At 67.7% G+C, this 26,194-nt stretch carries 23 protein-coding genes and 1 pseudogene; 9 read left to right on the top strand and 15 right to left on the bottom strand.

Going from position 1 to position 26,194, the window contains the following annotated elements:
- Position 1 precedes the first annotated feature (1 nt).
- The 4 genes and pseudogenes from ENSA7_RS40355 (at position 2) to ENSA7_RS40340 (ending at position 4,218) form a co-directional block, all read left to right on the top strand.
- Entirely contained in the window at positions 2-979 is a 978-nt protein-coding gene (locus tag ENSA7_RS40355; RefSeq protein WP_106094767.1) for a diacylglycerol/lipid kinase family protein, read from the top strand.
- 1,725 nt (positions 980-2,704) lie between these two features.
- Positions 2,705-2,803 (top strand): annotated as a pseudogene (locus ENSA7_RS46255) (transposase); the annotation flags it as partial.
- Positions 2,804-3,047: 244 nt separating this feature from the next.
- Positions 3,048-3,179, top strand: coding sequence for a hypothetical protein (locus tag ENSA7_RS45980; protein ID WP_280524072.1), 132 nt, complete (start codon positions 3,048-3,050; stop codon positions 3,177-3,179).
- A gap of 274 nt (positions 3,180-3,453) precedes the next feature.
- Positions 3,454-4,218 (top strand): LuxR C-terminal-related transcriptional regulator, encoded by a 765-nt coding sequence (locus ENSA7_RS40340; RefSeq protein ID WP_181234603.1) that lies wholly within the window; start codon positions 3,454-3,456, stop codon positions 4,216-4,218.
- Here ENSA7_RS40340 and ENSA7_RS45655 read toward each other — a convergent pair.
- Positions 4,128-4,613, bottom strand: a complete 486-nt coding sequence (locus ENSA7_RS45655) for a hypothetical protein (RefSeq protein ID WP_244924070.1) — start codon at positions 4,611-4,613, stop codon at positions 4,128-4,130. The genes ENSA7_RS40340 and ENSA7_RS45655 overlap by 91 nt on opposite strands.
- 212 nt (positions 4,614-4,825) lie before the next feature.
- Between ENSA7_RS45655 and ENSA7_RS40330 the strand changes: the two genes are divergently transcribed.
- Both ENSA7_RS40330 and ENSA7_RS45975 read left to right on the top strand, forming a co-directional pair.
- Complete coding sequence (locus ENSA7_RS40330; RefSeq protein WP_181234602.1) at positions 4,826-5,833, top strand: diacylglycerol kinase family protein; 1,008 nt, start codon at positions 4,826-4,828, stop codon at positions 5,831-5,833.
- A 21-nt stretch (positions 5,834-5,854) separates the two neighbouring features.
- A complete protein-coding gene (locus ENSA7_RS45975) occupies positions 5,855-6,139 on the top strand; it encodes a response regulator transcription factor (protein WP_106094762.1) in 285 nt (94 codons plus the stop codon).
- Positions 6,140-6,184: 45 nt separating this feature from the next.
- On the opposite strand, the gene ENSA7_RS40320 is transcribed toward ENSA7_RS45975, so the two are convergent.
- A complete protein-coding gene (locus ENSA7_RS40320) occupies positions 6,185-7,735 on the bottom strand; it encodes a M14 family zinc carboxypeptidase (protein ID WP_181234601.1) in 1,551 nt (516 codons plus the stop codon).
- Positions 7,736-8,174: 439 nt separating this feature from the next.
- Positions 8,175-8,681, bottom strand: coding sequence for a PD-(D/E)XK nuclease family protein (locus tag ENSA7_RS40315; RefSeq protein ID WP_146158706.1), 507 nt, complete (start codon positions 8,679-8,681; stop codon positions 8,175-8,177).
- Between the two features lie 225 nt (positions 8,682-8,906).
- On the opposite strand from ENSA7_RS40315, the gene ENSA7_RS40310 reads away from it, so the two are divergent.
- The gene (locus tag ENSA7_RS40310; protein ID WP_106094759.1) at positions 8,907-9,341 is read left to right on the top strand and encodes a hypothetical protein; all 435 of its coding nucleotides are present in this window, start codon (positions 8,907-8,909) and stop codon (positions 9,339-9,341) included.
- Positions 9,342-9,396: 55 nt separating this feature from the next.
- Positions 9,397-10,443 carry a hypothetical protein gene (locus ENSA7_RS40305; RefSeq protein WP_106094758.1) on the top strand — a complete coding sequence of 349 codons (1,047 nt, stop codon included), beginning with the start codon at positions 9,397-9,399 and terminating at the stop codon, positions 10,441-10,443.
- A 154-nt stretch (positions 10,444-10,597) separates the two neighbouring features.
- Here ENSA7_RS40305 and ENSA7_RS40300 read toward each other — a convergent pair whose 3' ends face one another.
- The 5 genes from ENSA7_RS40300 to ENSA7_RS40275 form a co-directional block, all read right to left on the bottom strand.
- The gene (locus ENSA7_RS40300) at positions 10,598-12,139 is read right to left on the bottom strand and encodes an ATP-dependent DNA ligase (RefSeq protein ID WP_106094894.1); all 1,542 of its coding nucleotides are present in this window, start codon (positions 12,137-12,139) and stop codon (positions 10,598-10,600) included.
- Positions 12,140-12,384: 245 nt separating this feature from the next.
- Complete coding sequence (locus ENSA7_RS40295; RefSeq protein WP_106094757.1) at positions 12,385-13,533, bottom strand: hypothetical protein; 1,149 nt, start codon at positions 13,531-13,533, stop codon at positions 12,385-12,387.
- Positions 13,534-13,542: 9 nt separating this feature from the next.
- On the bottom strand, positions 13,543-14,115 hold the full coding sequence (locus ENSA7_RS40290) for a hypothetical protein (protein WP_106094756.1): 573 nt from the start codon (positions 14,113-14,115) through the stop codon (positions 13,543-13,545).
- A 29-nt stretch (positions 14,116-14,144) separates the two neighbouring features.
- Positions 14,145-14,681, bottom strand: coding sequence for a hypothetical protein (locus tag ENSA7_RS40285; RefSeq protein ID WP_106094755.1), 537 nt, complete (start codon positions 14,679-14,681; stop codon positions 14,145-14,147).
- 776 nt (positions 14,682-15,457) lie between these two features.
- A complete protein-coding gene (locus tag ENSA7_RS40275) occupies positions 15,458-16,624 on the bottom strand; it encodes a hypothetical protein (protein ID WP_146158705.1) in 1,167 nt (388 codons plus the stop codon).
- 136 nt (positions 16,625-16,760) lie between these two features.
- Here ENSA7_RS40275 and ENSA7_RS40270 point away from each other — a divergent pair, with 136 nt between their 5' ends.
- Positions 16,761-17,909 carry a bactofilin family protein gene (locus ENSA7_RS40270; protein WP_106094752.1) on the top strand — a complete coding sequence of 383 codons (1,149 nt, stop codon included), beginning with the start codon at positions 16,761-16,763 and terminating at the stop codon, positions 17,907-17,909.
- A gap of 21 nt (positions 17,910-17,930) precedes the next feature.
- Here the strand turns inward: ENSA7_RS40270 and ENSA7_RS40265 are convergent, their stop codons facing one another.
- The 7 genes from ENSA7_RS40265 to pncA form a co-directional block, all read right to left on the bottom strand.
- Positions 17,931-20,174: a KR domain-containing protein gene (locus tag ENSA7_RS40265; RefSeq protein ID WP_106094751.1), complete on the bottom strand. Its 2,244-nt coding sequence runs from the start codon at positions 20,172-20,174 to the stop codon at positions 17,931-17,933.
- A gap of 265 nt (positions 20,175-20,439) precedes the next feature.
- Positions 20,440-21,642: a hypothetical protein gene (locus ENSA7_RS40260; protein ID WP_106094750.1), complete on the bottom strand. Its 1,203-nt coding sequence runs from the start codon at positions 21,640-21,642 to the stop codon at positions 20,440-20,442.
- A 224-nt stretch (positions 21,643-21,866) separates the two neighbouring features.
- Positions 21,867-22,520: a hypothetical protein gene (locus ENSA7_RS44800; RefSeq protein ID WP_181234600.1), complete on the bottom strand. Its 654-nt coding sequence runs from the start codon at positions 22,518-22,520 to the stop codon at positions 21,867-21,869.
- A gap of 45 nt (positions 22,521-22,565) precedes the next feature.
- Positions 22,566-23,162, bottom strand: a complete 597-nt coding sequence (locus tag ENSA7_RS40250) for a protein N-terminal glutamine amidohydrolase (RefSeq protein WP_106094749.1) — start codon at positions 23,160-23,162, stop codon at positions 22,566-22,568.
- Complete coding sequence (locus tag ENSA7_RS40245) at positions 23,159-24,025, bottom strand: alpha/beta fold hydrolase (RefSeq protein WP_106094748.1); 867 nt, start codon at positions 24,023-24,025, stop codon at positions 23,159-23,161. The genes ENSA7_RS40250 and ENSA7_RS40245 overlap by 4 nt, the downstream gene beginning before the upstream one ends.
- Before the next feature lie 70 nt (positions 24,026-24,095).
- Positions 24,096-24,920 (bottom strand): hypothetical protein, encoded by an 825-nt coding sequence (locus ENSA7_RS44795; protein ID WP_181234599.1) that lies wholly within the window; start codon positions 24,918-24,920, stop codon positions 24,096-24,098.
- A gap of 74 nt (positions 24,921-24,994) precedes the next feature.
- The gene (pncA, locus tag ENSA7_RS45650; protein WP_244924068.1) at positions 24,995-26,194 is read right to left on the bottom strand and encodes a bifunctional nicotinamidase/pyrazinamidase; all 1,200 of its coding nucleotides are present in this window, start codon (positions 26,192-26,194) and stop codon (positions 24,995-24,997) included.

Raw genomic sequence — 26,194 nt, 5'->3', positions numbered from 1 at the left:
CATGAACACCGCCGCGCCAACGCCCCCTCTCGAGACGGTCGCCGCCGGCAAGACCACGGCGATCATCAACCCGACGGCGAGCAGCGGTGCGGCCAAGAAGCGGTGGGACCACGTCCACGAGGCGCTCGCGGTGCACTTTCCCGGGCTCGAGGTCCGCTTCACCGAGGCCGCCGGGCACGCCACCGTGCTGTGCCGCGAGGCGCTCGAGGCTGGGGCCGACACGATCTTGTCGGTCGGTGGCGACGGGACCACCAACGAGGTCCTCTCGGGCTTCGTCGACGAGCACGGGCGCAACCGGTTCCCCGACGCGATCCTGGCGATCTTGGCCGCGGGCACCGGGGGTGACTTCCAGCGCATGTTTGGCCGTCGTCGAATGCGGCGCCAGGTCGAGCAGTTGTGCTGTGTGCAGCCGCGGACCGTGGACTACGGCGTGGCGCACTTCACAGATCCGCAAGGCCAGACCCGGGCCCGGCCATTCTTGAATGTTGCGAGCGTGGGTGTCAGCGGTGAGGTCGTCCGCCGGGTGAACAGCTCGGACGCGCAGCTCGGGCCCACGCTCAAGTACGTGCTTGGATCGCTCAGGGGCATTCGGGCCTGGCGCAACGTCCAGGTGGCCATGAAATTCGACGGCGAGGCCGAGGGCGAGCGGGTCGATCTGACGCTTGGGATCGTTGCGAACGGCCAGTATTTTGGGGCCGGGATGTGGGTCGCCCCGGGGGCGAAGATCGACGATGGGCGCTTCGACGCCGTGACCGTCACGGGGATGTCGCGGACCAAGCTGACCGCGACGCTGGCCAAGGTGTTTGGTGGGAATCACATGCGGACCAAGGGGATCTCGCATCGGCACGCGACTCGTGTGGAGTTCTCGCCGATCTCGGCGGAGGCGGATGTGCCGATCGAGATCGACGGCGAGCAGGTCGGGCGGCTGCCCGCGCAGTTCGAGCTGCGGGCGGCGGCGCTGAAGATTCGGATCAGCTGATCACTGACGCCCTTATCCTCTTCACTTCACTTTTTCTTCACCGAGAAGGTATTGTAGTAGTGCGTAGGCACTCGCGTCTTCCATGTCATCCAGAAAATCGCCGTAGTACTCCCAGTCGAGCCCGCCCAAAAGAGGATCGCCATAGTAGACCAGTGTTCGTACTAACTTGTATAAGCTCGCCGCTCGTTCTCGTGCAGTAGGCGATGACACCCAGCTGTTTCCCGCCGCCACGAAGTCATGGCTGGAGGGCCACTTCAAAAAGGCCCGACCTGGGGTCAGTTTATTGACAATATAATCAATAACATACCGCTCAAGAATAAAGCCAATGCCGAGGTCATGTTCACACCGCTGGCGGGCTTCAACGACGAGCCACCGAAGGCTGGGCCCAAAGTGGGTACACCACCAGATGGACCCGAGCGCGAGCGGATTGGCGCGAAGTTAGAGCTACGCCGAATCGGTTGGACCTGGGTCCCTCGTCTGCGTTGGCCCGACTTGATGCGCCAGATCATGCAGATCACCCGAGAACTCAACGACTGACGGCCTCGAGAGCCTGGACGAACGTCGCGTATGGCTCGGGCAAGATGCCCCACCCATGACACGACATAGTCCGTGATCCGTGTTGGTCGGTGATCGAGAGCACACCCGACGCTTTCGAGGATGCACGACTGTCACCTGGAGCCGGCGCTGGGCAACTCGAGGAGAGGTGGCGCCAGTCGAGCGAGGTGAGCGTCGACCACAATCGAGCCCAGGCCTCTTGCGAAATGGGTACGGGGGAGGACTTCTTGCCCCAGCCCTCGAATCCGGCGTACCTATCCCAGTACACGGGCCGATCGCCGTCGCAATGCGCCACGAACTCTGCGGCGCCATACTTTTCGCTGGTTTGCCAGCGAACCTCCATCCCGTCACAGTCGCCGATCTGCCCATCTCCCAGCTCACTCGGTCGGGGTACCGCCCGCTGCGAAGTCGCTACGGTCAAGGACGTCGGAAGCTCATTCGCCTCGGGCGCCTCCGAGCTGATCGCACGAGCCATCCGCGAGAACGGCGCCGGCAAGTTCGACCCTTCACAGAAGAACGTCCTGCGTAGGTCGCCGTCGACAAACTCGAACTCATGGCTCGTGCCCCGTTCGAAGGTTGACGGGTCCTCGTTGCACTCGTCGTAGAGGTCACTCCAGCGGGCGGCGTCGAGTTCGGCCCACAGCATCTCCCACGCCTCCCTCGAGACCTCAATCTGTTGTGGATTTGGTTGTGAGTGGTGCGCGCCTGCGGGTTGGACCCACCATTCGAGGATTGGAGAGTTCTCGACGCACCGCCACTCCCAGCTCGCACGCACCGAGGGCGCCGCGGAGGCCAATGCCACGGATCGCCCTTGGCACGTGACCGGGTCCGGGAGGGCATCTGTCAACTCGTCATCGGATGTCGCTACTTCGTCGAGCCCAGAATTGGCCACAGCCACGTCACCGGATGGATGCGACACTGCGACCGAGCAGGCGCCGCAGGCCGCGGTGACGGCGATCGAGACTGGCGCGATGAACGACGCGGAACTCACTGCAGTCAAGTTAGCGCAAAGGTACCATGGTGCGGGACAGCGAGACCGCAGCGGTCTTCACGCTGGCAACGAAGGCATTCCTCGCGTCCGAGCGGGGTTAGGCCGCGGAGCTGCCAGCCTTGTTCCGCGCCGTAGCAAGCGGCGAGCGGCGGCTAATCCAGCGCGAGCTTCTCAGGGGTGTGCACGCCGTCTTGCTCGCTCCGCTGGACCTCCTCGCGCGGCTGTGTGCCCTGATCCCGCCACCATGGTTCCACACATTGCGGTACCACGGCGTGCTCGCAGCTCACGCCAGAGCGCGGCCGGAGGTCGTGCCAGGCCCCGAACCCAAGCGCGCTGAGCCGACGCAGATACCGTTGTCGTTCGCGGGCGCTCCGACAGCGCACGAGGGGCTCGCCAAACAATCCGCTCGACATCCATGGGCGTGGCTGCTTTCGCGGGTGTTCGCGGTCGACACCCTGCCAGAGCTGAAGACAGCTCCAGCCTTCAATGACCTGCCCGCGATGCCGCGGTGCGATGCGCTTGGTGAAGATCGCCAACAAGCCCGACGACATCGCGCGAGTGCTCGCCGACCTTGGCCTCGGTGCCCGTCCGCCTCCGCGACCGAGGCCAGCTCCGACTGGCCAGCTCGAGCTCGAGCTCGACTTCGCCGCGTGACCGACCCGACTTGCTCGGGCCGTGATGGTCGAGCTGTGCCTCGGGCTCACGGGGCCGGCCATGTTCGGGGGCGACATCGCGCCGAACGGGCTCGAGTACGACACCTGACCCGTCCGCGATGCACCTCGCCGGCCGACAAGCACGCCGAGCGCGGGGTGGCGCGATGTTCACGCATCCCGCGACCCCACATCGGATGTCCTATCCGCTCGCGCGTTGGACGAGCTTGTCCTCCAGCGTTGGCACCCCAAGGTGCCCACCTCTGGCACGACTCGTCATGGCCATCGTGACACCCGAGGATCTCGGCGCTCGTGTCCGCGAACTCCGAGAGGGCCGCGGACTCACCCGAGAGAAGGTGGCGGAGCTGACCGGGCTCGCCACCGACACCGTTCGGCGGATCGCACTCGGGTACTACGAGATCGAGCAGCTGGCTCGGCTCGGTCACTGGACTCACGACTTCGTCTTCGGACGCACCCGCGTGTCCGCGCAGCTGTGCGACATCCTGCGGATCGACCCGGACGCCGAGCTCGACCTGCGCGCTTGCGCTCCCGGCATCCACCCGGACGACCGCGGCCGCTATGAGGATTTCGTGGCGGCCCTCATGCTCGGACATGACGCGGCGCCAATCGACGTGCGCGACGGCGACGGCGACGGCGAGGTCCGCAGGCTGCGATGCCGCGGACGAGTCTGGCGAAGCGATGACGGCCAGCCGCGAGTGGCTCGCGCGGTCGTCCTCGTCCTCGAGCTCGACGACACGTCGAACGTGGGCCGCGTCGACGCCCTCGCCCGCGCGAACGAGCTCGCTGCGGCTCGGGCCGGACCCGGTCCACAGCCGTCACGACGTCAGCCCTTGACCCCCCGCCAACTCGAGGTCCTGCGGCTCTTGGGCGGCGGACAGACGATGAAAGAGATCGGCGCCACGCTCGGCGTCAGCCCGCGCACCGTCGCGTTTCACAAGTACCGCATCATGGAGGTGCTGGGTGTCCGCACCAACGCCGAGCTGCTGCTGCACTCGCTCTCGCGCGGTCTGATCAGGCAATGACGGCCGCTGAAGGGTCCGTCGGTGGCCGCCATCGCGTTGAGCGTCGCCCGACCACGTTGCTTGCTGACGTAGCGGGTGTCGTCGACGTTGGCGGTCAGCGTGACGCTGGTGCCGGCGGTCACCGGCGAGGCCGAGACGGCCACGCTGACCGCGTCGGGCCCCGCCGGGGTCTGGTAGGTACGACGCGCGGCCTTGAACGCGTCGCGCAGGGCCGCGATGTTGTCGGGTTCGATCGTCGACTCGAACGTCGCGCAGCTCTGGAAGAACGCGTCCGTGACCATCTGCTCGGCGAAGCGGATCGCAAGCTCGGCCGGCGCGCACTCGCGGGCGTGGAGCGAGCCCATCAAGAAGAAGCGCGGCTGGGGTCCGGCGATGTTCTCGTTGGTCGCGATCATGCCCGCGATGTCGTAGCCGCTCGCGCCTCACGAGTCCCCTTGACGACGAGATCGACCAGGTCGGAGTCGTCCGTGTTCAGCGTGCTCATCGTCGTGGTGGTCCCCTCGACGGTGCGGTGGCAGACGTAGCCGTCGCTCGTGCACGCGCAGCGATGGGCGTCGCCGGGACCTCGCGAGTTGACAGCCGTCAACCCCCGACGAAAATCTCCGCCATGGAGGCCTTCACCGAGATCCTCGACCGCCACCTCCTCCAGGCGCCGGAGCTGGTGTTGGTCCTCAACCCCAACGCCGGCCGGGTTCGCAAGCGCATGGCCAGGAGCGCCACCGCCACCGCCGTGCTCAACCCCCGCCTGCACCTGACCTCGAGCCTCGACGAGCTGACCGAGCTGTTTCGAACCAAGCCCGTGGACGCGTCGCAGACTGTCTGCTTCTACGGCGGCGACGGCTCGATCGCTCGGGGCCTCAGCGCGATGCTCGCGTGCCTCGGCGAGGACGCCCCGCTGCCGACGATCCTCCCGGTCGCGGCCGGAACCATCAACGTCATGGGTGAGTACCTCGGCCTGTCCGAGCCTCCCTTCGAGACCCTCGGGCGCATGGCCGAGCGCGGCGAGCTCGTGCGCCGATCGATACCCTCGCTCAAGGTCGAGGTCGAGGGCCACGCGCCGATTTACGGGTTCATGTTCGGCTGGGGCGTGATCTACCGAGTGCTCGAGGCCTACTACGCTCGCCGGGAGCATCCCACGATCGCCGACGCGACCCTGGTCATGGCCCAGACCTTCGCCCAGAGCCTCAACCCCAACGCCATGGACACTCCCTTGTTCTCGCGCCGAGGCCTGCGCCTGTGCGTCGATGGAGAGGATCTCGGTCCATCTCAGCCGGCGCTGCACTCGCTCATCGTCGGCGTGCTCGAGCGCAGCACCATGGGCCTGCGCGCGCTCCCGCCCGAGCCGATCCGCGCGCATCGGTTTCACATTTCGGGCAACGGCATGCGGCCGGCTGTCGTGTTTCGTCACTCGCTGATGCTGCTGTTCGGCCAGGGAGACCAGCGCGAGCTCGCGGTGGAGCATCCCCTGGTCGCCCGCGCCAACATTGGCGAGCTGGGCCTGGAGTTGACCGAGGGCTACACCCTCGATGGTGAGATGATCGCCCTCGAGGGGGCGCGCGCGTGCAGGATCTCAGCCGGTCCGATCATCCCGTTCTGGGCAGCCCCCGAAGCCTAGGGCCTAGGAGCCCGTGGTGCAATGCCTCGCGCCGCCTCGCTTGGCTTTTTCGCCGAGGGCAGTGTTGCCGAAACTTGCAGTGCGGCCGGTCCACAGCCGTCACGACGTCAGCCCTCGACCCCCCGCCAACTCGAGGTCCTGCGGCTCTTGGGCGGCGGACAGACGATGAAAGAGATCGGCGCCTCGCTCGGCGTCAGCCCGCGCACCGTCGCGTTTCACGAGTACCGCATCATGGAGGTGCTGGGTGTCCGCACCAACGCCGAGCTGCTGCTGCACTCGCTCTCGCGCGGTCTGATCAGGCAATGACGGCCGCGAGGTTCGACCCCGCGACCGCCACCGCGCGCGTGATGGCTACTGCACGTCGAGGAACACCGCGCTCGGAGCCCCCCAGTTGCCGTCGGCGTCCTGGCCCTCGACCATGAGCAGATACCGACCGACCGCCCAACCGGTGGTGTCGATCGTGGCGGTCACGCCCTCCACGGTCGAGTTGAAGGTCCCGTCGGTGGCCGCCATCGCGTTGAGCGTCGCGCCCGACCACGATGCTTGGTCGACTGTGTAGCGCGCGGCCGCGATGTTCTGCGTCGCTTCGCTGCCCCAGCCGTTGCTGTCGTAGCGGGTGTCGTCGACGTTGGCGGTCAGCGTGACGCTGGTGCCGGCGGTCACCGGCGAGGCCGAGACGGCCACGCTGACCGCGTCGGGCCCCGCCGGGGTCTGGTAGGGGCGGCGCGCGGCCTTGAACGCGTCGCGCAGGGCCGCGATGTTGTCGGGCTCGATCGTCGACTCGAACGTCGCGCAGCTCTGGAAGAACGAGTCGCCGAGCTCGAACGTGAAGGCCGCGACCCCGAGCGTGCCATAGGCCCAGTCGTCAGTCGTGCCGCTCGCCGCGTACAGACAGACGGGCGTCTGACAGACCGGGTAGCCGTTGTGATAGCCGAACTTGCGCCCGAGCGTGCGCAGCTCCGCCAAGTTCGGGGCCCCGCTCGCGCTCCAGCTCCACGGGAACAGCACCAGCGGGCTATAGGAGTGCAGCGTGATCATCAAGCCGGTGGTATCGTCGGGCGCCGCGTCGGAGTCGTCGGGACCGCGCTGATCCGCGAAGATCGAGCTCATGTAGGTCTGCAGCGCCTGGGTCTCGGGCTCCGAGGCCGAGCTCTTGCGATAGGTCAGGTTGCACGAGCTGGAGCTGGAGCCCGCGCCGCCAAACTTGAACGAGTGATTGCGGTTGAGGTCGACGCCGTGTTGGCTGTACGACGTCGGCGGATACGAGCACCAGCCCTTGCTGGTGTTTCGGTTCTTGCGCTGGGTATAGCCCTGCTCGGCGATCTTGCGGCCGTCGGGGTTGGCGTGGGGCAGCACGTGCAGCTCAAAATTGTCGAGCAGCCAGGTCGCGTCGGGATCGGTCCCGTAGTCCGTGACCATCTGCTCGGCGAAGCGGATCGCGAGCTCGGCCGGCGCGTACTCGCGGGCGTGGATCGAGCCCATCAAGAAGAAGCGCGGCTTGGGCCCGGCGATGTTCTCGTTGGTCACGATCATGCCCGCGATGTCGTAGCCGCTCGCGCCGCCGGGTGTGACCTTGTTCCACGAGTCCCCCATGTCGACGAGTTCGACCAGGTCGGAGTAGTCCGTGTTCAGCGTGCTCATCGTCGTGGCGGTCTCCTCGACGGTGCGGTAGCAGGCGTAGCCGCCGATCGAGCGGAACCCGCTGATCACGTTGGCCAGCTCCTCGGTCGGTCCGTGCTGGATCTCGACCGCGAAGCCCTCGTCGAGCAACCGCTCGTAGCTCTCGGGCTCGACCAACATGGCCACATAGCCCTTCTCACGGTCGGCGTGTTCGAGCACGTCAAACTCACTGACCAGCCAATTGAGCTTCTCGTCGGTCTGGTATTCGACGTGGACCAACATCGTGACGCAGATCGGGTCGGCGGCGAGCTGGCCCGCGTCTGCGTTCTCCTCGGCGACGTCGCTCAGCTCAGCGTCGGACGGTCCCTCATCAACAGGTGTGCTATCAATAAAACTACGATCTATACACCTGGCAAAATTACTAGTCGGGGTCGAAAGTCGCGCGGGGATGGGGTGATCCCCGACCGACGTAGGGCGTGCGTGCACGAGTACGGATTTTCCAGCAGCGACCCGCGCCTCGACCCACGCCAGCGTGAAAGCATGGCCACGAACACACATCACGGCGTCGGCCGGAACGTCAGCGACCGCTCACGAAGCCGCTTCTACGGTCAGCAAAAGGACGCGAGCTACCCCCCGGGCCTACAGCCTGTTCGGTGGCGTGTGCGAGGCCGGCGAAGCCCCGCGCAGGCCTGCGCCTGGCGAGGCGCTCGCCGATGGGGCATCAGCCGCCCACGAGCACGGCCAGGGCCACGCCGACCATGGCCCCAAGAATGAAGGCGGTCGCCGTGCGCGTCCTTTGGCGTCGGGACCCACTCGCGGGAAACTCGATCTCGTACAGCTCCCGGGCGCTCATGTCCGCGAGGAGCAGGCCATCGGCGTCGTAGACCGCGGCGTACTCACGCAGCTGCCGACGGGTCGCGGTGGTCTTGGGATTGGGCGCGGATTTTCCGGTCTTGACCTCGACCACGTAGGTCCGCCACCACCGCGAGACCAACAGATCGGCCCGAACCTCGTAGTCGAGCCGCTCGCCGTCGACGAACATGTGCTGTCGCCGACGTACCTGCTCGTCGAGGATCCGAAAGCCTTGCTTTTTCAGCAGCTCCTCCGCCGCGACCTCGCCCGCGCGTGCCTGGCGAAAGCGCCGACGCATCCGAGTTCTTTGCCAGGCACGTCCGACCCACAGCGAGACCAGAGCGCCGAGCAGCAGGCCGAGGACCAGGTAGGGCACGGCCCATCATACCGACGTCGTCCGCGCCCATGCTGACTGCGATCTTTTGGCTTAGCTCTGGTGCGAGCTCAAACGAGTAGGAGGGGGAGCAAAACGGAGACTTGTGTTTGGGCGCTGGCGGGGGCTCAACCGTGTCTACAAACGCCCGAAGGTCTCGGGCTGCCTCCGCGGCGGTCGACGGGGGCGACCGATAGCCTGGGCGCGGGCGACTACACGGCCACGCCGGTGCCCCTGGCGGTCGCCAGTCGGATCTCGTGTACGCCGTTCGTCGCGGTGCTCGTCGGGCTCGACTTCGCAATGCTCGGTCGCATCGTTGCCGGGATGGATCCCCGCGACGACCCCGGTGCTCAGGTCGGCCGGGGCCTGTTCTTCGGCACCCTCGACGCCCCCATGCGAGACGCGGCGGAGGCTCTGCTTGCCCACGATCTTGCCGAGGCTGAACAGGGCCAGGGTGACGTGCGGGCGGACGCCGTTGACGTCGTGGAGAACGCGCGCGTGTTCGTGCAGCTCGAGCGAGAGATCGTCGCGGGCCTCGCGCTGCTCATCCGCAACATGGACCTAACCGCCGAAGACCCGCTGCCGGCGCTCAAAGGGCGAACGCGGCTGCGTAACCCACGACTCGCAGAGCTCGCAGTGGGCGTTGGCCGTGCCGGTCGGTAGCGGGGCGCAAAAAAGTCCGGAACGCTACAGGGCGTGCCGGCTCTACCACGCTGTCATGGACAATTCAGCCTTTCACGTACGTTGCGCGACCGCGCTCGTGTTCGTATCCGCCCTCGCGCTGAGCGTCGAGGCCCGCGCCGGCGACCCCGAACAAGAGTTCCTTAAAGACGCCTCGCTCGAGCAGCTCGACGAGGCCGGCTACCTGATCCACGGGATCGAAGACGTCGACGCCATCGCGCTGAATGCCTACTACCTGACCGACCAAAAGGTCTCGCAGCTCGAGCGGCTCGTGGACGTGCTGGCGTCCGCCGGGCTGCTCGAAGACCTGGCCGCGATCGAGCAGCTCCGAGATCTCGTCGAGATGCTCAGTCTCTACGCGATCGAGGACTTCATGCCGGCCGCCACCGGTCAAATTGACGAGTCTGGTTGGCCTTCCACGGCCTGGGAGGTCGAGGGCGCACCCGACGGAGATTTCTCGCCGACCTTCCCCAAGCCGGGCGACCTCGCAGGCAGCAATTGGACGCGCACCCACACGGACCCCGACGGTCGCGAATACTGGGAGCGCGATGGCGTCGGCGAAGACGGCAGCCTGATCCACAAGGAGATGGTCGTCGATGGCGAGCGGGTCGTGCAAACCACCTGGCAGATCACGTTTGAGAACGGCTCGGGCTACCGTTCGCACTCGGAGGTCGACGCCAACGGCGGCGAGCACATCGTCAATGAAAAGTTCGACGAGAACCACCAGCCGACCCAAAGGCAACATGTCTACATCGCCCCGGACGCCGAAGCCCCCCCGGACCCGGATGCGGATGGCTACCAGCCTGCGGACGGCTCGTCCGGCGTGTTTTGCCCGCTGTCTTTGTGGCAGTGCCGCGAGGCGGCGAAGGAGCTGAGCGAGACTGACCCCTACCGCATCATCGAGGGCTACGCGCTGTTTCAACCCGCGCCCGACGGCAAGGCCGACCCCGACGGCCCGCGCCTGACCCTCGATCCCCAAACCTTGGTCGTCAATCCCGAGGCCATTCAAAACCAGGGCAAGGAGCCGACCGCATTTCGGCTAGAGATTCCGGTCATCGTGCTTCCGCCAAAGCCGAACAGCTGACGGATACCGGTCGGGGGAGTCTAACTTGCGAGGCTCCCCCGCGCGACGCCTCCTCTCCACGTGCACCTTCTCATTGCTGCTCGTTGCTGCTCGGTCTCGTCTCGATCTCTACGACGCTGTCGAAGCGCTGCATCCTCGGCGAGGCTGTTTCAGTTCATCCCGCCGTCATCGCGAAGATTGCCCGAACTGCGTCCAGTGTATCGGCCTCGGCGGCGCTCTTGTCCTCGCGGTAGCGCTTGACCCGAGCGAACCGAAGCGCCATGCCGGCCGGGTAGTGCGGGCTAGCCTGGACGTCGTTGAAGGCTATCTCGACCACCAGCTCGGGTCGAACGTGGACCACGTGGCCCTCGCGACCGATCTCGCGGGCGAGCAACGCCTCGGTCTGCCACTTCAGTAGCTCGTCGGTGAGCCCCTTGAAGGTCTTGCCCAACATCACGAAGCTCCCCGTCTTTTCATCCCGTGCCGCCAGGTGCAGGTTGGACAGCCAGCCCTCGCGCCGTCCGCTGCCCCACTCGACACCGATGACGACGAGATCCAGCGTGTGGGCGGTCTTGAGCTTGCGCCAGCCCCTGCCGCGTTTCCCCGCCTCGTAGGGGGCGTTCAACGCCTTGGCCATCACGCCCTCGTGGCCCTCGTCGAGCGCCCTGGCCATGAAGTCGCGGGCTTCCTGGACCGTGGACACGACGATGCGTGGCACGAGCAGATCAAGCGGCGCCGTCGACTCCAGCGCGCTCCAGCGTCGCAAGCTGCTGTCGTCGATCAGGGTGTCGTCATCGATGCGCAGGCAGTCGAACAGCCGCACCGTCAGGGGTAGCGCCTGGCGCATGGAATCGACGTCGAGCCGCCGCCCGAACCGCCGCATCGTGACCTGAAAAGGGTGCGGCGATCCGTCGTCGCGCAACGCGATCGCCTCGCCGTCGAAGATCGCGGCGCGCACGGGCATCGCTAGCGCTGCCTCGACGATCTCCGGAACCGCGGGCGTCACGATGTTGAGGTTGCGGGTATAGACTTCGACGCGCTCGTTGTCCTTGTGTACCTGCACGCGCGCGCCATCGAGCTTGTACTCGAGGCTCGCATCGCCGAGCTCTGACAGTGCGGCGGAGACACTCTCCGCGGGCTGGGCCAGCATCGGCTGCACCGGACGGAACAGCTGCAGCGAGAAACGCGATAGCTCGGGGTCCCCGCCCCGCTTGGCCCCGACGGCGACACGTCCAAGGTCGCCGCTGAGCATCACCGCGCGGCGCACGAGCATCTTGTCGGTCTCCGTCGCCTCGGCGATCACCTCGACGAGGATCGCCTCGAGCGCACCTTGTCGTATTTCGCCCAGCAGCAAGCGGACGATGAACTCCTGCTCGTCCGCGGTTGCGCGGCTGAGCAACGCTCCCAGAGCGACCTCGCGCTGACTCGCCGACCCCGAGCCCGACATCGAGGCGATGTTTGACAGCGCGCCGTCCAGCTCCATGACGCTGAGGGTCGGGCTCGACGCGGCGGGGCAGGCCTCGCGCACGCGCCCCACGACGGCGTACCCGATCCCGATCTTGCCCTGCCGCGGCGCTCCGGCCAGCATGGCCACCGCGACCGGAAGCTCCTCCAGGCTCGCTTTCCGTAGGAGGTCGGCGAGCAGCGCGATCTTCTTCTTGCGCGCGCGGGTATCTCGAACGCGTCCCGACGTCTCAGAGAGATCGCGCAGCAGCACGGCTGCCAAGTCTAGCGCGGTTGCGTCGGTGACAGACTTCGCGCCCCTCATGAGGCTCGGGAACGGGTGGAGCCAGCGTGTCGACGTATCTGTACGGCGCAGCGGCGGCTGGGTCGCCGAGCTCCGCGACGACGATGTGCAGGCACTGGCCCGCGGCCTCGGCTTTCGTCACGCGCGCGACCGCATGGTCCAGATGCTGTCGTTCGCGGACGCTCCGACCGCGCTCGAGGGGCTCGCGCAGCTGATCACGGCGCCGCGTCAGCGTCACTACACTCGAAGTCTCGGCTTCGAGGCGCGGCCACCACCTCACTCGACGTCTCCCCGTCAGTCGCGAACAGCTCACTTATGGGCCGCTGCACCCCGTAGGCTGTCGATCGCTTTGGGTTCTCGAGGTTGACCTGGACCGGATTCCGCTTGACGCCTTCACCAGTGGCGATCCTGAAGATGATCTCGTAGCAGCCTCCTGGATCGACGCCGCGGGTCGCCAGGAACTCGAAGTCGCGCGCCTCGGTCTTGGGCGTCACGCCGACATCGGCCGCAGCGCCCGCCGTGTCCACCCGCGTAAACTGCCCAATTATGGTGTCCCGGCCGCACGCCTGGAACTCAGCCACGGGGTTGACCGCGATCGCCGATTTTTCTGGGGCGACGACCGTGACGCGAACGACCACACCGGTGGGGCCCAGCTCGAGCAGCTTACGCATATCCACGGCGTCGTGCTTGTCGATCACCCCTTTGGCGATATCGTTGAGCCTCGCGACTGTCTGACGGAGGGCGTCGGGCGCCCCGCCCAGCGCCGCGTCAGCGTCCGCCAAGATCTGCGCGATGAAGTCGGTGTTCGCCCCGACCGCGAACAGCGAGTCCGCGAACGCGTCCATGATCTCGGTGGTGTTGGGCGCGGCGTTTGGCGCCGAAGAAGCGCCATCTCGCCAGCGATCCAACAGCTGCTCGAGCGCGACGACGAAGGGCGTGGTCTGCGGGGCCGACTCCAGAGTACCCGGTGGCCGCAGAAACTCCATGAATACGCCGTCCTTCGGGATCGACTCGAGCAGCCGCAACAGCTGAGGCCCCTCCACCGCCAGCGCCCGAATGGCCCGACTCACATCATTGTCGTCGAGGGCCTGCTCCGCAGTATCGAGCGCGCTGTGCAACCTCCGCAAGCCGTCGACCGAGCGCGCAGCCGTGCAATACGCCGACTCGAGCTCGATGTCTGTGTAATATACGACGTCTTCATCGTAGATGACCCGCAGCAGCGGGGAGTCATCCAACTCTCGCTGAAGCGTGTAGATGGGCTCGATGCTGGTCGCCATGATCGAGCCATAGAGCGGCCGGCCCCACGCGCAGCCGCTGACCTCAGCGGCCAGGAGGACGGAGATTGCCAGGTGCCGAAGACGCATCACTCAGGCTCATCCGCCGTAGCAAGGATTGCTTCGTTGGGCTTCTTTCTGACGCCCCTGGAGCTTGTAGTAGATCTTGTAAAATTGGCCCTGGGCTTGCTTCATCTCTGTCGCTTTCTTCAGCTTCTCGAGCACAAAACACTCGGCCGCGAGGTGCTCGAGCGCAGTCTCGCCATCGACCAGCTGGCGTCGGTCGCAGTTGCACGGGTCTTTTCGCTTTGTCCAGACCTTGCGCGAGGCGGACAGGAGCGTCGGGGTCAAGCTCGCGGTCTCATCCTTGCGCTGGTAGGCCCAGGCTGCCAGCTCGATCTCGACGACGTCCTTGGGGTCTGACGTGCGAAGGACATCGTACTTGGCGTGCTGGATCCGGATGAACGCGAACTTCGTGGGATCCGAGATCAGCTGCTTCAACCCAGTGATGACCTCGTTGTTGCTGGGCGCGCGGACGAGGACATCCTCCAGGTTGGCCACGTTGTTGTAGAATACGAAATACCCGGAGTCGCCCGTGCTCAGGCACGGTGTGCACAGCTCGGCAGACACGGTTGCTGGGATGAACGCCGAGGACACCGCGAGGGCCAGCAACGTCAGTCCGTTGAGACACCGCGTCGCCCTCACTCGCCAGCGTGGATGAGCTTGCATGTTGCGTCGTCCCCCTCTCCGACATAGACCACCGATTGAGCGTTGCGCGAGTACGCAATGTTGCACTTCGCCCGCTTGTCGTTCGGGAGCTCGAGGCGCATCTCGATGGAAGATGTGTTCGGCGGGTAACTCACCACGAGGACGTGGTGGTCCTCGGTCAGGAAGTAGTCGACGCCGCTGTCGGCCGCGTTGACGCCAAAGACCTCGGCGTGCAGGATCCTGGCGGGGTCCTCGGTGTCCTGCATGTAGACCCGATAGAGTGAGAGGCGAGGGGTCGACAGGCCCTTGCTCTGCAGCAACATCACGCCAAAGAAGAACACCGCGACGCTGCCCCCGAAGCTGGCCATGAGCGCGCCTGGACTCCGCCACTTCAAGATTGCGCTACCAGACAGGAGAAACGCGGGGACCAGCGGGACGAAGAAGCTGATGAGGTTCCATGCCTGCGGCGAGAGCTCTGCGTTGGACCGCGTCGCAAACGCAAACGTCAACAGGACAATGAGAACCGACAAGACGACGCCTACCAGGGCTCGTGTGTTGTTTCTTCGCTCGGTTTCCTGCGTGGACTCGTCTGACGCACTCACCACGCGATTGTACAGGGACGGCGCGCGAACGGCTACCGGTAAGGGGGGCGGCTCGAACCCGCTGGAGAAGCCGCTGACCAGTGTTCTTGCGGTGCGTCTGTTGCGCGAACGGCCAGAGGGAGCGTGTGGATCAGCCTCGCGCCCGCTCGCCTACCTGGCGCCCGCTGATCCCGCGGCGGCTCTCTCGGTCTGTCGCGCTGAAGAAGGTCTGGGGTAAGTCTGGTGAGAGGTATCAGCGGACGCTGCGAGCGTCTCGAAAGCTCACACGCCTGCGGAACTGGAACCCGGGCGAGGTCGACCCGGAGACGCTCGACGTCGATGGGCTCGCGGACCTGCTGTCCAAGAGCGAGGCCCAGAACATCCTGGACCTGATGAGGTCCAAATACGCGACCGAGCTGCACTGCAAGGACAAAAGGCCGCCACGGCGGCGCTCGGGATCGGCGGCATCAACAAGCTCTACTACGTGATCGAGGGCAACAACCATGGGCGCCACATCGAGGAGAAATTCATCGATGTCCTCGAGGCCGCGAAGTACAAGGCACAAAGCCATATTGCCGCAGTCAAGCGGCCCTGTGGAACCTGCTGGATTCGGCTGAACAACGCTCTCGAAGCCGGCTACGCGATCGAGTTCAGCCCCTATCCAGGCAACATCTGGACGGGACAGGCCGAGAGCCTGGGGCTTCAAACCGGCGACATCCCTGCGCTCAGTCGCGGGCTCGGATCTGGCGTTGGTGCACGCGGTCGACGAACGCGACGGGCGAGCTGCTGGGATCACCCGGGATCACCCACCACTGCGATCGCAGGCTCTCGAGCAGGTTGCTGCGCTGCTCGTCGGTCATGTCGGGCAGCCGCTTGAACCAGTACACGAGCTTCTTCGAATCGAGCTGCGGCCCGCGAAGCAGGGCGGCGACGAGCTCAGGATACTGTTCACCAAGCGCCTCGGGGACCTTGGCCTTGGCGCCGGGCTCCGACAGCGGCGGGGTGAAGCGCTGCAAGACCGCCTCGAACGCCTGCAGGTCGTCGTCGCTCATCAGCGACAGCGCCGTGTACCAGTCCTCGCGCACGTCCGACTGCAGCGCCATCATGGTCAGGATCTCCAGGTAGCGCGCGCGCGAACCCTCGTGGACCACGATCACGCGCGCCGGTCGAAGCTGCTCGCAGCGGCGCTCGCAGCTGGCTTGCACGCCGCGCTCACAGGCCGCGGCGAAGCTCGCGTCGGCTTGCTCGGCCTCGCCCGCGTGGCAGTACACCGCGCCGAGAATCTCGAAGATCTCGGGCTCCGGCACCAGCTGCGCGGCCTTGCGGGCCGCTTCGATCGCAACCTCGTCGCACTCGCCAGCGCCGCCACACCGGGCCCACGCGTGCACGCTGCACGAGCGGCCGTCGTTGGCGTCGCAGCCGGCGGCCCCCAGCTCGGACAGGCGCTCGGGCGCCGGGTCGACGCACGCGAGCAGGTCACCGCGCTCACACAGCTCGCCGCGCGCCGCCTCCCCCTCGCTCGACCCCCACGCGCAGCCGTCGGGCTCGTCGTGGGTGCAGGCGAGGGCGTTGAACTCGTCGGCCTCGGCCTCGGCCCAGCTGTTGCGCGCGAACTCGAGGCACGCCGCGCCACATCCTTGCGAGCAGGCGTCGCGCAAGGTGCTGCGGTGCTGGGCGTAGCCGGCCGAGCCGTCGGACGCGAGCCGCTGTGCTCGCAGCTGCATGACGTACTCGTGGCCCGCGGATCGATCACCAGCCGCACACGCGCCGACCGGACCGGACGCGGCCCCAGACCCCGGCGCGTTGCTGCGGTCGCCGCCCTCGCTCGGGCAAGCTGTGGCCGCAAACAACACGAGGGTCAGGCGGGACCACGACGAACGATTCACGCGCACGGAATCGACTATCATGAACTTCCACAGAGGTGGTGGCATTCGACGAAGGCGGGAACTGCGGAGGGCGCGAACTCGCCCGCAGGCCGGGTAAAGCTTGCGCTCGACGAGCCACCGACGGCGATCCACATGCACCAGCATGCCGGTCTCGCCGATCATCAAAGCCCTGTGCCTGGCACTCGTTGCGCTCACCGTGCTCGCGGTTCCAGCTGTGTCGCACGCGGCGCAGATCCGCAGGGGCGACCGGGTCGAGGTCGGCGCCGACGAGATCGTGGATGACACCCTGATCGCGCTCGCCCAGGCGGTGGTGATCAAGGGGCACGTCCGTGGTGACGCTGTCGCGTTTGCGCGCTCCGTCACGGTCGAGGGCACGATTGACGGCAACCTGATGACCGCGGCCGAGCGGGTCGACATTCGCGGGACCGTCCACGGCAACGTGATCACCGCGGGCCAAGACGTCGAGGTCGGCGCCTCGATGGGCGCGCAGCTGTACGCGGCGGGGCAGCGGGTCAACGTCGGCCCGGCGGTCGATCTGCGCGGGGACGCCATGCTCACGGGCAACGAGATCGAGATCGCGGGCACGATCGGCCGAGACGTGTACGCGATGGGTGATCATGTCGACGTCAACGCAACGACCGAGCGCGACCTGGTCATCGGCGGCCCAGATCTGCGGGTTGGCGGCACGGCCTCGGTCGGCCGTGACCTGACCGCGAAGGTTGGAGAGGCCGAGGACGTGGTGGTGGACGGTGGCGCGTCCGTGCGTGGCACGACCAGCGTCCAGGTCGGGGCGCTCGCGGACGACAACCGCTATGACGATCTCAGCTTCTACGCGTGGCAGCTGCTCACGATCATCGCCGGGCTGATCTTCGGGCTCGTCGCGTTCGCCCTGTTCCCGGGGCTGTTTCGTGCGCCCCAGCGCCAGACCCAGTGGCTGCGGGTCGTGGGGATTGGGTTGCTCGCGCTGTTCGCAATCCCAGTCGGCTCGATGGTCGCCGCGGTGACCTTGGTCGGGATCCCGCTGGCGATGGTCGCGATGGCCGGGTACCTGATCGCGCTGTATATCGGCAAGCTGGTGATCGCCGCCGAGCTCGGTCGCCGAGTCTTGCGGTTTCCGGTGCTCGAGGGGCGGCGGGTGCTGTGGAGCCTGCTGCTCGGCCTGGGGCTGGTGACCGTGCTGACCGAGCTGCCCTACGTGGGCGGGCTGTTCAGCTTCATCGTCGCGGTGTTCGGGTTTGGGGCGGTGATCAATTATTTGTTGGTGGGGCAGCGCTCGCAGGCCCCAGCGTGATCCTAGCTGCGACGGCAGGTGTCAGAGCAGGCCCAGCAAGACCTCCGCGACCGCTGCCGCCCCGCGATCAGTGGTGAGCGCGTAGCGACCGCGCGGCACGCGATGGGTCACGAGCTCGGCGACGCGCGGCAGCCAGCCGTGCGCGTGGTCGGTCGCATCCGTCGCGCGGCCGCTGGGCGCGAAGTAGTGCACGGTCGCGTCCAGCGTGCGTGGCCGCCAGTCCGCCAGGGCCCGCGCGTGCGCGACAAACACCTCGACGCGCCTGACGAAGCCGTCGAGCTCGAGGGTGGCCGGGACCAGCTTGCTGGCGTGCGCCAGCCTGAACAGCAGATCGAGGCGTACGTCCGGTGGGGCGTGCTCGAGCTCGCTGCGGGCGGCGAGGTTGCGTCGATCTCCCGCGTCGAGCTGCCCGAGATCGGCGAGGAAAGCGACCAGCAGATCGAGCTCGTCTTGCCCAGCTCGCGGCGAAGGCGTGTGGCTGTCGTGCATGGCGACGAGACCCACGCCGCGATCCTGTTCGAGCTCCTGTCGGGCGATCTCGAACGCGAGCGCGCCGCCGAAGCCCCAGCCGAGCAGATCGAGCGGACCCGCGGGCTGCACCCTACGCAGAGTTCGGCGCGCCTCGGCAGCGATCTCCGCGAGCGATTGCGGACGCCACTCGCGGTCGACCAGGGATGACGCGCGCACACCCACGAGCGGCCGCGTCGTCGTGAGCCGATCGACGAGCGCGGCATAGCAGCTCGTCTCGCCGGCTTGGGGATGCAGGAGGAACAGCGGGCGACCCTGGCCGATCGCGAACGAGACCAGCGACCCGGCGGGCCGAGGTGGCGCGTCCGCGAGCAACCTCTCGAGCAACGCCGGCCGCGGGTTGGCGCTGCGGTCGATCCGAGCATGATCGATCGGCGCACACACCAGCTGTGCGTGCGCGGTCGTGATCGCGGCGTCGACCGCCTCGGCCGCCAGCGACCGATCGACGACACCAAACCCGGCCTGAATGCACCGACGCGGGAGCGGATGCAGCTGCGGGCTGTCGTGCCACGGCCCAAACGCGATCGCGGCCGCCACGGATCCGCGCGCTCGCAGGGCGGTCATGAGCGCGTGCACGAACGCGTGACCGGCCGCCTGACACCCGCGGCCCTGGGCGAGCCCAGGCACCAGCGACGCGACGGACGTACATGACAAGAACGGGACGAGCTGACCGAACACCGCGTGGAGGTTCCAGGTCCCGGCGACCTCGAGCGCCATCGACTCGCCGATGGTGCGGGGCTCGAGGGTCACGAGTCGGCCCGCGTCGTCGCCCATCGCCGCGTGCACGACCCCGCGGATCGGCGGTCGGCCAGCCGCCTCACGCTCACGACGCAGCGCGGTCAGGGCCGCGCGGTCACGGATGTCGACCCGCGCGAGCTCGACGGTCGCGCCCGCCAGCTCGAGCTCGGCGATGAACTCGAGCTCGCGATCTTTGCCCGCGAGCACCCGCACGCCGACCATGACCAGCCGCCTCGCGCCGCGCTCGACCAGCCCGCGGGCGATCTCGCGTCCAAGCCGACCGAGCCCGCCGACCACCAGGTAGGCGGCGTCGGGATCGAGCTCGACTCGACTCGTGCCCGCGAGCGTCGGCACCAGCCTCGGCGCCAGACGAGACGACCCGCGCAGCGCCAGCTCGCGCTCGTCGTCAGCCATGACCGGGCGAGTCACGAACGCCGCCGCGGCGCGGTCGGGATCGAGCTGCGGATCGAGGTCGACCAGCGCGAGGTCGAGCTCGGGGTGCTCGGCCCAGATCGCCCGCGCCAGCCCCCACGCGGGCGCCTGAAACGCTCCGGCGAGATCGAGCGCCGACCGCTCGACCGCGCAGGCGCCACAGCTGATCACCCGCAGGCGCGGCGTCGGCTGACCCTCGGCGGCGAGACCTACCAAGCTGCGCGCGCACGCGGCCAAGGTCCCGGGCCCGCGGCGCAGGAGCTCGTCGAGCTGCGCGGGCGCGAGGGCCCGCCCCTGCAGGCGCGGCTGCCCGACCACCAGCCAGACTTCGTCGTAGGCACAAGCCCGAAGCTTCGCGTCGAGCGTGGTCTCATCGTCGAGATCGGTCTCGCGCCACCCCATCACGCTCACGCTGATCCCGGCTTGCTCGCCCGCCCACTGCAGCGCGTCGGCCAGCTGCTCGTCGCCGGCCAGGATCAACGCTCGATCACGCCGCGGGGGCGCGGCGGATGAGGGCTCGATCGGGGTCCAGACAATCTCGAACAGCGCGTCGGGGGTGCGGTCCATCGCAGCACAGCGCTGGCACGATCGCGCCCGAGTTCGGCTGCCGCCGCCGATCGATTCGGCGTCTCGGCCTCCGAGCAGGAGTGGGCGCCGACCAGCGACCTTTCCTGCTCATTTGGCCCTGAACCGCGTGCCCTGACAACTCGCCGCAGGGGGTGGTGGTTGCCCGACCCAGCGCTCGGGCAACGAAGCCGCGGCACTCCAACGACTGCGCCCCGGCCGAGGTCATCCGTGACCAGGCCGGGGCGCGGGGATCGTCAGCGCGGCGTTACTGGCACTGCACCCCAATCTGGAATTCCCAGTTGTAGGACCCCGGACCCCCACACCCCGCGCCGACATGCGGCAGCGGGCTGCAGGAGTTGGCCACATAGTATTGGCTGTTTGGCACGATCGAGGTGCCGACCGGGCACGGGTCACCCCAATGGCTGATGTAGTCCTGCGTCGACCAGGTCCCGTTCAGGTAGAAGTCGAGGTTGACCTGCGCTCCGTTCTCGCAGTCGGCCTGCATCTGGGCCTGGGTGCCGGCCACCATGCACATCTTGCGAGTGCCCTCGGGCGGGACCGAGATCGGCGCGGGCGTCAGGCAGTTGGCGGGGGTGTGGCTGACGTCGTCGCTGACCACGACGCACGCACGCTCGACACCCGTGCCGTCGCGCGAGCCCGAGCCCACGGTCCGGTTGAGGCCGAAGTACCAGTTCTTCTCGTCGTGGCGCGCGGCGTCCTCGTAGTCGCAGCTGATCCCACGCGCGGGATCGGCCGCGCCGAACTGGCACTTGACGTAGTCGAGCTTGGGCCCGTGGTTGTCGCTGATCGTCATCGGCGAGCCGTTGCCCCCGTCGAAGCCGATCACGCCAAGGTGTGCGCCGGCCTTGTGATAGGTGATGGTGTGCACGATCTGGCAGCCGCCGCCGTGCGCGTTGGCGACGTTGGTGGTGTTGGCGAACACGTTGTGAAGCACGTCGACGCTCGAGAAGTAGAGCATGCTGCTGTTGTACATGTGCAGCTCGGCGTCGTGATCGGCCGTGCCCGAGTCGCCGCCCCAGCCGTTGGTCGTCGGCGAGTCGGAGATCGAGAACGCGTACAGCGTGGGGTCACAGATCTCCGCGTAGATGTCCATGCGACGGAACCCGTTGGCGTCCATGTGCACGGCGCCGGTCCACTCGCCGGGGTCGAACTCGTTGGCATCGACGATCGCCGGGTCGCAGTTGGTCGAGCCGTTGCCGACGTCGACGTCGCACTGGTAGATCGCGTTGAGGACGGTCTGTTCGGCCCCACCCGCGCCCTCCAGCCCGAGCTGCTCGAGCTCTTCATCACTCAGCTCGTTGACCGGGATCTCGAGCTCGAGCGTCTCGGTCACGGTTCCGATGAGCGCCTCGTCGTCGAGGTCGGTGTCGTGGTCATAGCTGTCGCAGGCGGTGAGGAGGGCGAAGGCGGCGAGCAGGGTGGTCGTGGTCGCTGTCGAGGTTTTCATGACAGTCCCCTCATTGCGGGCCGACATCCCTGTTCGAACGCGGCCAGGCGCATGACCGGCAGCGGGATACCTCACCAACAAATTTCGAGCTTCGCCGTCAGATCCTGGACCGGCACCACAAGGTGGAATCCCCGGGATTCACGGACACATGAGAGGCTTCGTCCCGGTCTTCGCCAACGACTTGCCGCCCGGGATGAACCAATCGATCAGACAACGCCACGACCTCACTTCAACGGCGGCGCCTCGTCGACCTTGGTGCAGGTGACCTCACCGTTGACCCCGATCGCGTTCCCCTCCTGCCCAACCGCGCCCAAGAAGTCCACGCGCCAGATCGTCTTGTCGTTCATATGCAAGAACAGCTGCAGCCGCCCATAGTCTTCGATCCCCGCCGCACACCCGCCCGCGGGCGCTCCGCTTGGCTTGCCCGCGAACACCTGGGCCTCGGCGACCGCCGCCCACTCGATCGTCTCGTGGCAGTGCCGAAACCGAGCCTCCAGCTCCTTGCGGGGGCTGATCGGGAGCGCGGAGCAGCTGTCGCGCAAGAACCCTTCAACGAGCGGGGTGAGCTGCGCGAGGCGATCAAACTCGCCAGCCTGCAGCGCGTCGAAGGCCGAGCGACCGACGTTGGCGAGCGCCTGCTTCCGCTCGCTGAGCTCGGGGTCGGGCTCGGGCGCGGGTTCGGGTTCAGGCGCGGGCTCGGGTTCAGGCGTGGGCTCGGGCGCGGGCGCAGGCGCGGGTTCGGCCCGCGGCGCCAACCCAGGCTCGACCCCAGCAACGGCCTCGTGACCGCCGTCGTGCGGCTCACCGCCGCAAGCCGCGACCGACGTGAGGCAGAGCCAGACCAGCGAGCCCGAGGCGAGGACCGATCGTGTGCGCACGAACGAGAGACTATCGGCACGGGCGGGTCGATGCACGGGGCTGTTCTACGCACGGTCCACCGCGTCGCTCTGGGCCAACCACCGACGCAGCGCAGACAGCTCCAGCAGCTCGCCGATGAACTCGCGATCCTCGCAGTCCCGGAACCGGTCGAGGTTGCTGCCGTCGTCCTGGGTGCCCGGGGGGCACTCGCCGATGATCGGGGGCCAGCTGGGCGGCGGCTGGATCGGCGTGCCATCGACGTCGCGCATGTGTCGGCGATCACTGCGAAGGTAGCGGCGATAGTCCGCGCAGCTGACCACTCGAAACCGGGGCTCGAAGCTGCGCGGCAGCAGCCCGGTCCCGCGAAAGCTGTCCTCGAGCCACTGCGCGGCGGGACGCGGGACCGGCCCGACGGCGTCGAGATCCCACGCCTCCCAGCCCGAGGGCCCCCGCGCCAGCATGACCACGTGGTAGTCCCACACGACCGGCAGCGCGGGATCGGGGCTGCTTCGCTGGCCCCACATGGCGACGCGGCGGGCGGGGTTGCTGATGATCAGCACCTTTCGATCCTGGCTGGATCCCAGGCGCTCACGCTGGTCCCCGCACAGCTGCCAGATGTTCTCTTCGCAGTAGAACGGGCAGTACGCGAGGGCGGGGTTCATGCGCTCACACCCTCGAGCAGCGGCCTCACGAACGGGATCACCACCGCCGCGACACCCTCGGGATCGTCGAGGTGCACGTGGTGCCGGCCCTGAACCTGGACAGTCTCGAGGTTGGCCACGGCGTCGACCCGCGCGCGCATGAGCTTGGCGTCGTGGGGCCAGCCTTCCGTGGCCGAGACCAACAGGACCGGGCAGCTGATCGCGTGCAAGAACGCCTGGACCTGCGCTTCGGTCAAGCGCATGCGCGAGTCCAGGCGCAAGCTGGGATCGGCCCGCCAGGTCCACCCGTCTTCACGCTGGACCAGGCCGCGCGCGAGCAGGATCCGCGCCGACTCGAGGTCCATCTTGGCGACCTCGCGCAGTCGGGCGACGGCGACGTCGGGGTGCTCGAACGAGCGCTTGGCCTTGTGACGCTTGGTCGCCTCGAGCCGCAGCGATCGCCCGAGCCGACGCGCGGCCTGGGCGGGATCGTCGGCCATGGGCCCAAGACCCTCGAGCAGCACACAGCGCTCGATCCGATCGGGCACGGCGCCAGCCACGAGCGTGGAGATCCCGGCGCCCATGGAGTGACCGAGCAGCGAGAAGCGCTCCCAGCCGAGCGCGTCGGCGGCGTGGATGACGTCGGCGACCGAGTCGATGAAGTGATAGGGCCCGCGCTTGTGCTCCGACAATCCATGCCCGGGCAGATCGAGGCAGACGATCCGCAGCGGCAGGGCCTCGCACAACAGCGGGGCCAGGCGGGTCATCGTGGCGGCGTTGTCCAGCCACCCGTGGCTGGCGAGGACCGGCCGCCCGTCGGGTGGACCCCACGCGAGCGCGGCTAGCTTTGCGATTCCAATGTCGAGCTCGAGCGCCTCTGGCACTGGCGACTCATGGCGCGAATCTGGCGATCACGCAAGCGGCCCCACCTGATTGGGGGGCAGCTGATCGAGCTCAGCAGACCGCGCCGCAGTCGAAGATCGCCGCGTCGACACACAGCGAGTCCCACAGCGTGTCGCAGCAGTACGGGTCGAGCGCGCACACGCAATTTTGGATCGAGGGGACCTGGCAGCCCGGGTAGCCGTTGTCCGTACAGCAGTCGCCCGAGCCGTTGGTGCAGCCCGCCGTGTTGAAGCCCGTGCAGCTGCCGTTGCACAGCAAGCTCCCGCCCGCGAAGCCCTGGGTCGCGCAGGTCTGGCCGCCCAGGTTGTTGCCGTCGCACACCTCGCTGCCCTCGATCACGCCGTTGCCACAGGTGGCGTCCACGCAGCCGCTGACGTCGAACGACAGGCAGTTGGGGTTGCAGCCCAGCTGCCCGCCCGCGAACCCAATGCTCGCGCAGGTCTGGCCCTGCAGCTCGGGCCCGTCACACAGCTCGCCGTCGTCGATCACCGCGTTGCCACAGGTCGCCGATGAACAGCCGCTGACGTCGAAGTCTGCGCAGTTGGGCGCGCAGCCGAGGGTGCCGCTCGCGTAGCCAAGCGACACGCAGGTCTCGCCGGCCAGGTTGCTGCCGTCACAAGCTTCGGTCGGGTCGACCAGCCCGTCGCCGCAGCTGGGCGGGTCGCCGTCGCCGTCACCGTCACCGGGGTCGGGATCGCCATCACCTGGCTCACCGTCGCCCGTGGTCTCGGGCTCGACGGTGGTGCTCGCGGTGGTGGTGAACGAGGTGTTGCCGAAGGTCGAGAACCCGCCCTCGTCCTCGCCGCCGGCCGAGCAAGATGACACCAGCCACCCCAGCGAGGCGATCAGCGCGATCCGAGCAGGCGAGCGTGACACCATGAGCGCTCACGAGTGTACCTGCACCTGGCATCGGGTGCCGACAATCTTGCGTAAACCGAGCGACTGGAGGCTCAGCCGCCCGCGGCGGCTCGGCGCGCGAAGTACAGCCCCGACCAGACCTTCAGATCGATCACCCGCCCGGCTGCCTGCTGCGCGATGAGCCAGGCCTCGACCTCGTCGAGCGGGACCAGGTGCACGGTGATGTCTTCGTGGGCATCGCCGCCGCCCGGCCCGATCTTGGTGACCCCGTGAGCGACGTAGAAGATCAGGTGCTCGTCGCTGAGCCCGGGCGAGCTGGTGCCCTGCGCGACCAGCTCGAGCCGCGTGGGGGTGTAGCCGGTCTCTTCTTCGAGCTCGCGCGCGGCGGCGAGCTCGGGCGCTTCGTGCTCGGACCCGGCGTTGTCACCGACGAGCCCGGCCGGGAGCTCGATGCACATACCCGCGACGGCGGGGCGGGGCTGCTCGACCAGGATCAGCTCATTGTCGCTGGTGACCGCGACGATCAGCGCTGCGGTCCCGCCGACGGTGCGCTGGCAGTACTCCCAGCGCCCGCGCCGAACCAGGCGCAGCCACTTGCCCGCGGCGATCAACTCTGGCTCGGGGTACTCGGGCATGGCCGCTGCAGGCTCACTCAGGATCGCCGCGCTGTCGATCAATTTTCCACCCGCGGCGGCGATCGCTTGCATCGCGCGCTCGTCGTCGCCGGGCTGCAGGTTCACGGCCCGGGTCGCGTCGCGGATCAACGTGGTCTCGAGCCCGAGCTCGAGCGCGTCGAGGGCGGTGAACTTCACGCAGTAGTCGAGCGCCAACCCGCACACCGCGACCGAGCCGACCCCGCGCTCGGCGAGCCACTGCGCGAGCCCAGTCGGCTTGCGGTGACCGTTGTCGAAGAACCCGCTGTAGCTGTCGATCTGGCTGTCGGTGCCCTTGCGAAACACCGCGTCGAGCTTGGCCCCAGGCGGCAGCGCGCGCAGCTCGGGGACCAGCTCGGCGCCGTCGCTGGCTTGCACGCAGTGGACCGGCCACAGGACCTGCTGCAGCCCGTCTAGATCGATCACCTCGCCCGGCGAGCGGCCCGGGTGGTTGGCCGCGAAGCTGCCGTGATCCGGCGGGTGCCAATCTTGGGTAGCGACGACGATCTCGAACCGCGACATCAGCTCGATCACCGTGGGAATGATCTCGTCGCCACCCGAGACCCCGAGCGGGCCGCCCGGCAAGAAGTCGGGCTGCAGGTCGACGATGATCAGCGCTCGTTTGGGTTTCGTGCTCAT

The sequence above is a fragment of the Enhygromyxa salina genome (assembly GCF_002994635.1).
GTDB classification, from domain to species: domain Bacteria; phylum Myxococcota_A; class Polyangia; order Nannocystales; family Nannocystaceae; genus Plesiocystis; species Plesiocystis salina_B.
Note: the sequence above shows the minus strand (reverse complement) of the source record. Positions and strands in the feature narration are given on the sequence as shown.

Excerpts from the sequence above, each read along its gene's own strand:
- ENSA7_RS40355 (WP_106094767.1), top strand. The coding sequence starts at position 2 with ATGAACACCGCCGCGCCAACGCCCCCTCTCGAGACGGTCGCCGCCGGC.
- ENSA7_RS40340 (WP_181234603.1), top strand. The coding sequence starts at position 3,454 with ATGGCCATCGTGACACCCGAGGATCTCGGCGCTCGTGTCCGCGAACTC.
- ENSA7_RS45655 (WP_244924070.1), bottom strand. The coding sequence starts at position 4,613 with ATGATCGCGACCAACGAGAACATCGCCGGACCCCAGCCGCGCTTCTTC.
- ENSA7_RS40330 (WP_181234602.1), top strand. The coding sequence starts at position 4,826 with ATGGAGGCCTTCACCGAGATCCTCGACCGCCACCTCCTCCAGGCGCCG.
- ENSA7_RS45975 (WP_106094762.1), top strand. The coding sequence starts at position 5,855 with ATGCCTCGCGCCGCCTCGCTTGGCTTTTTCGCCGAGGGCAGTGTTGCC.
- ENSA7_RS40320 (WP_181234601.1), bottom strand. The coding sequence starts at position 7,735 with ATGTTGGTCCACGTCGAATACCAGACCGACGAGAAGCTCAATTGGCTG.
- ENSA7_RS40305 (WP_106094758.1), top strand. The coding sequence starts at position 9,397 with ATGGACAATTCAGCCTTTCACGTACGTTGCGCGACCGCGCTCGTGTTC.
- ENSA7_RS40295 (WP_106094757.1), bottom strand. The coding sequence starts at position 13,533 with ATGCGTCTTCGGCACCTGGCAATCTCCGTCCTCCTGGCCGCTGAGGTC.
- ENSA7_RS40270 (WP_106094752.1), top strand. The coding sequence starts at position 16,761 with ATGCCGGTCTCGCCGATCATCAAAGCCCTGTGCCTGGCACTCGTTGCG.
- ENSA7_RS40265 (WP_106094751.1), bottom strand. The coding sequence starts at position 20,174 with ATGGACCGCACCCCCGACGCGCTGTTCGAGATTGTCTGGACCCCGATC.
- ENSA7_RS40260 (WP_106094750.1), bottom strand. The coding sequence starts at position 21,642 with ATGAAAACCTCGACAGCGACCACGACCACCCTGCTCGCCGCCTTCGCC.
- ENSA7_RS40250 (WP_106094749.1), bottom strand. The coding sequence starts at position 23,162 with ATGAACCCCGCCCTCGCGTACTGCCCGTTCTACTGCGAAGAGAACATC.
- pncA (WP_244924068.1), bottom strand. The coding sequence starts at position 26,194 with ATGAGCACGAAACCCAAACGAGCGCTGATCATCGTCGACCTGCAGCCC.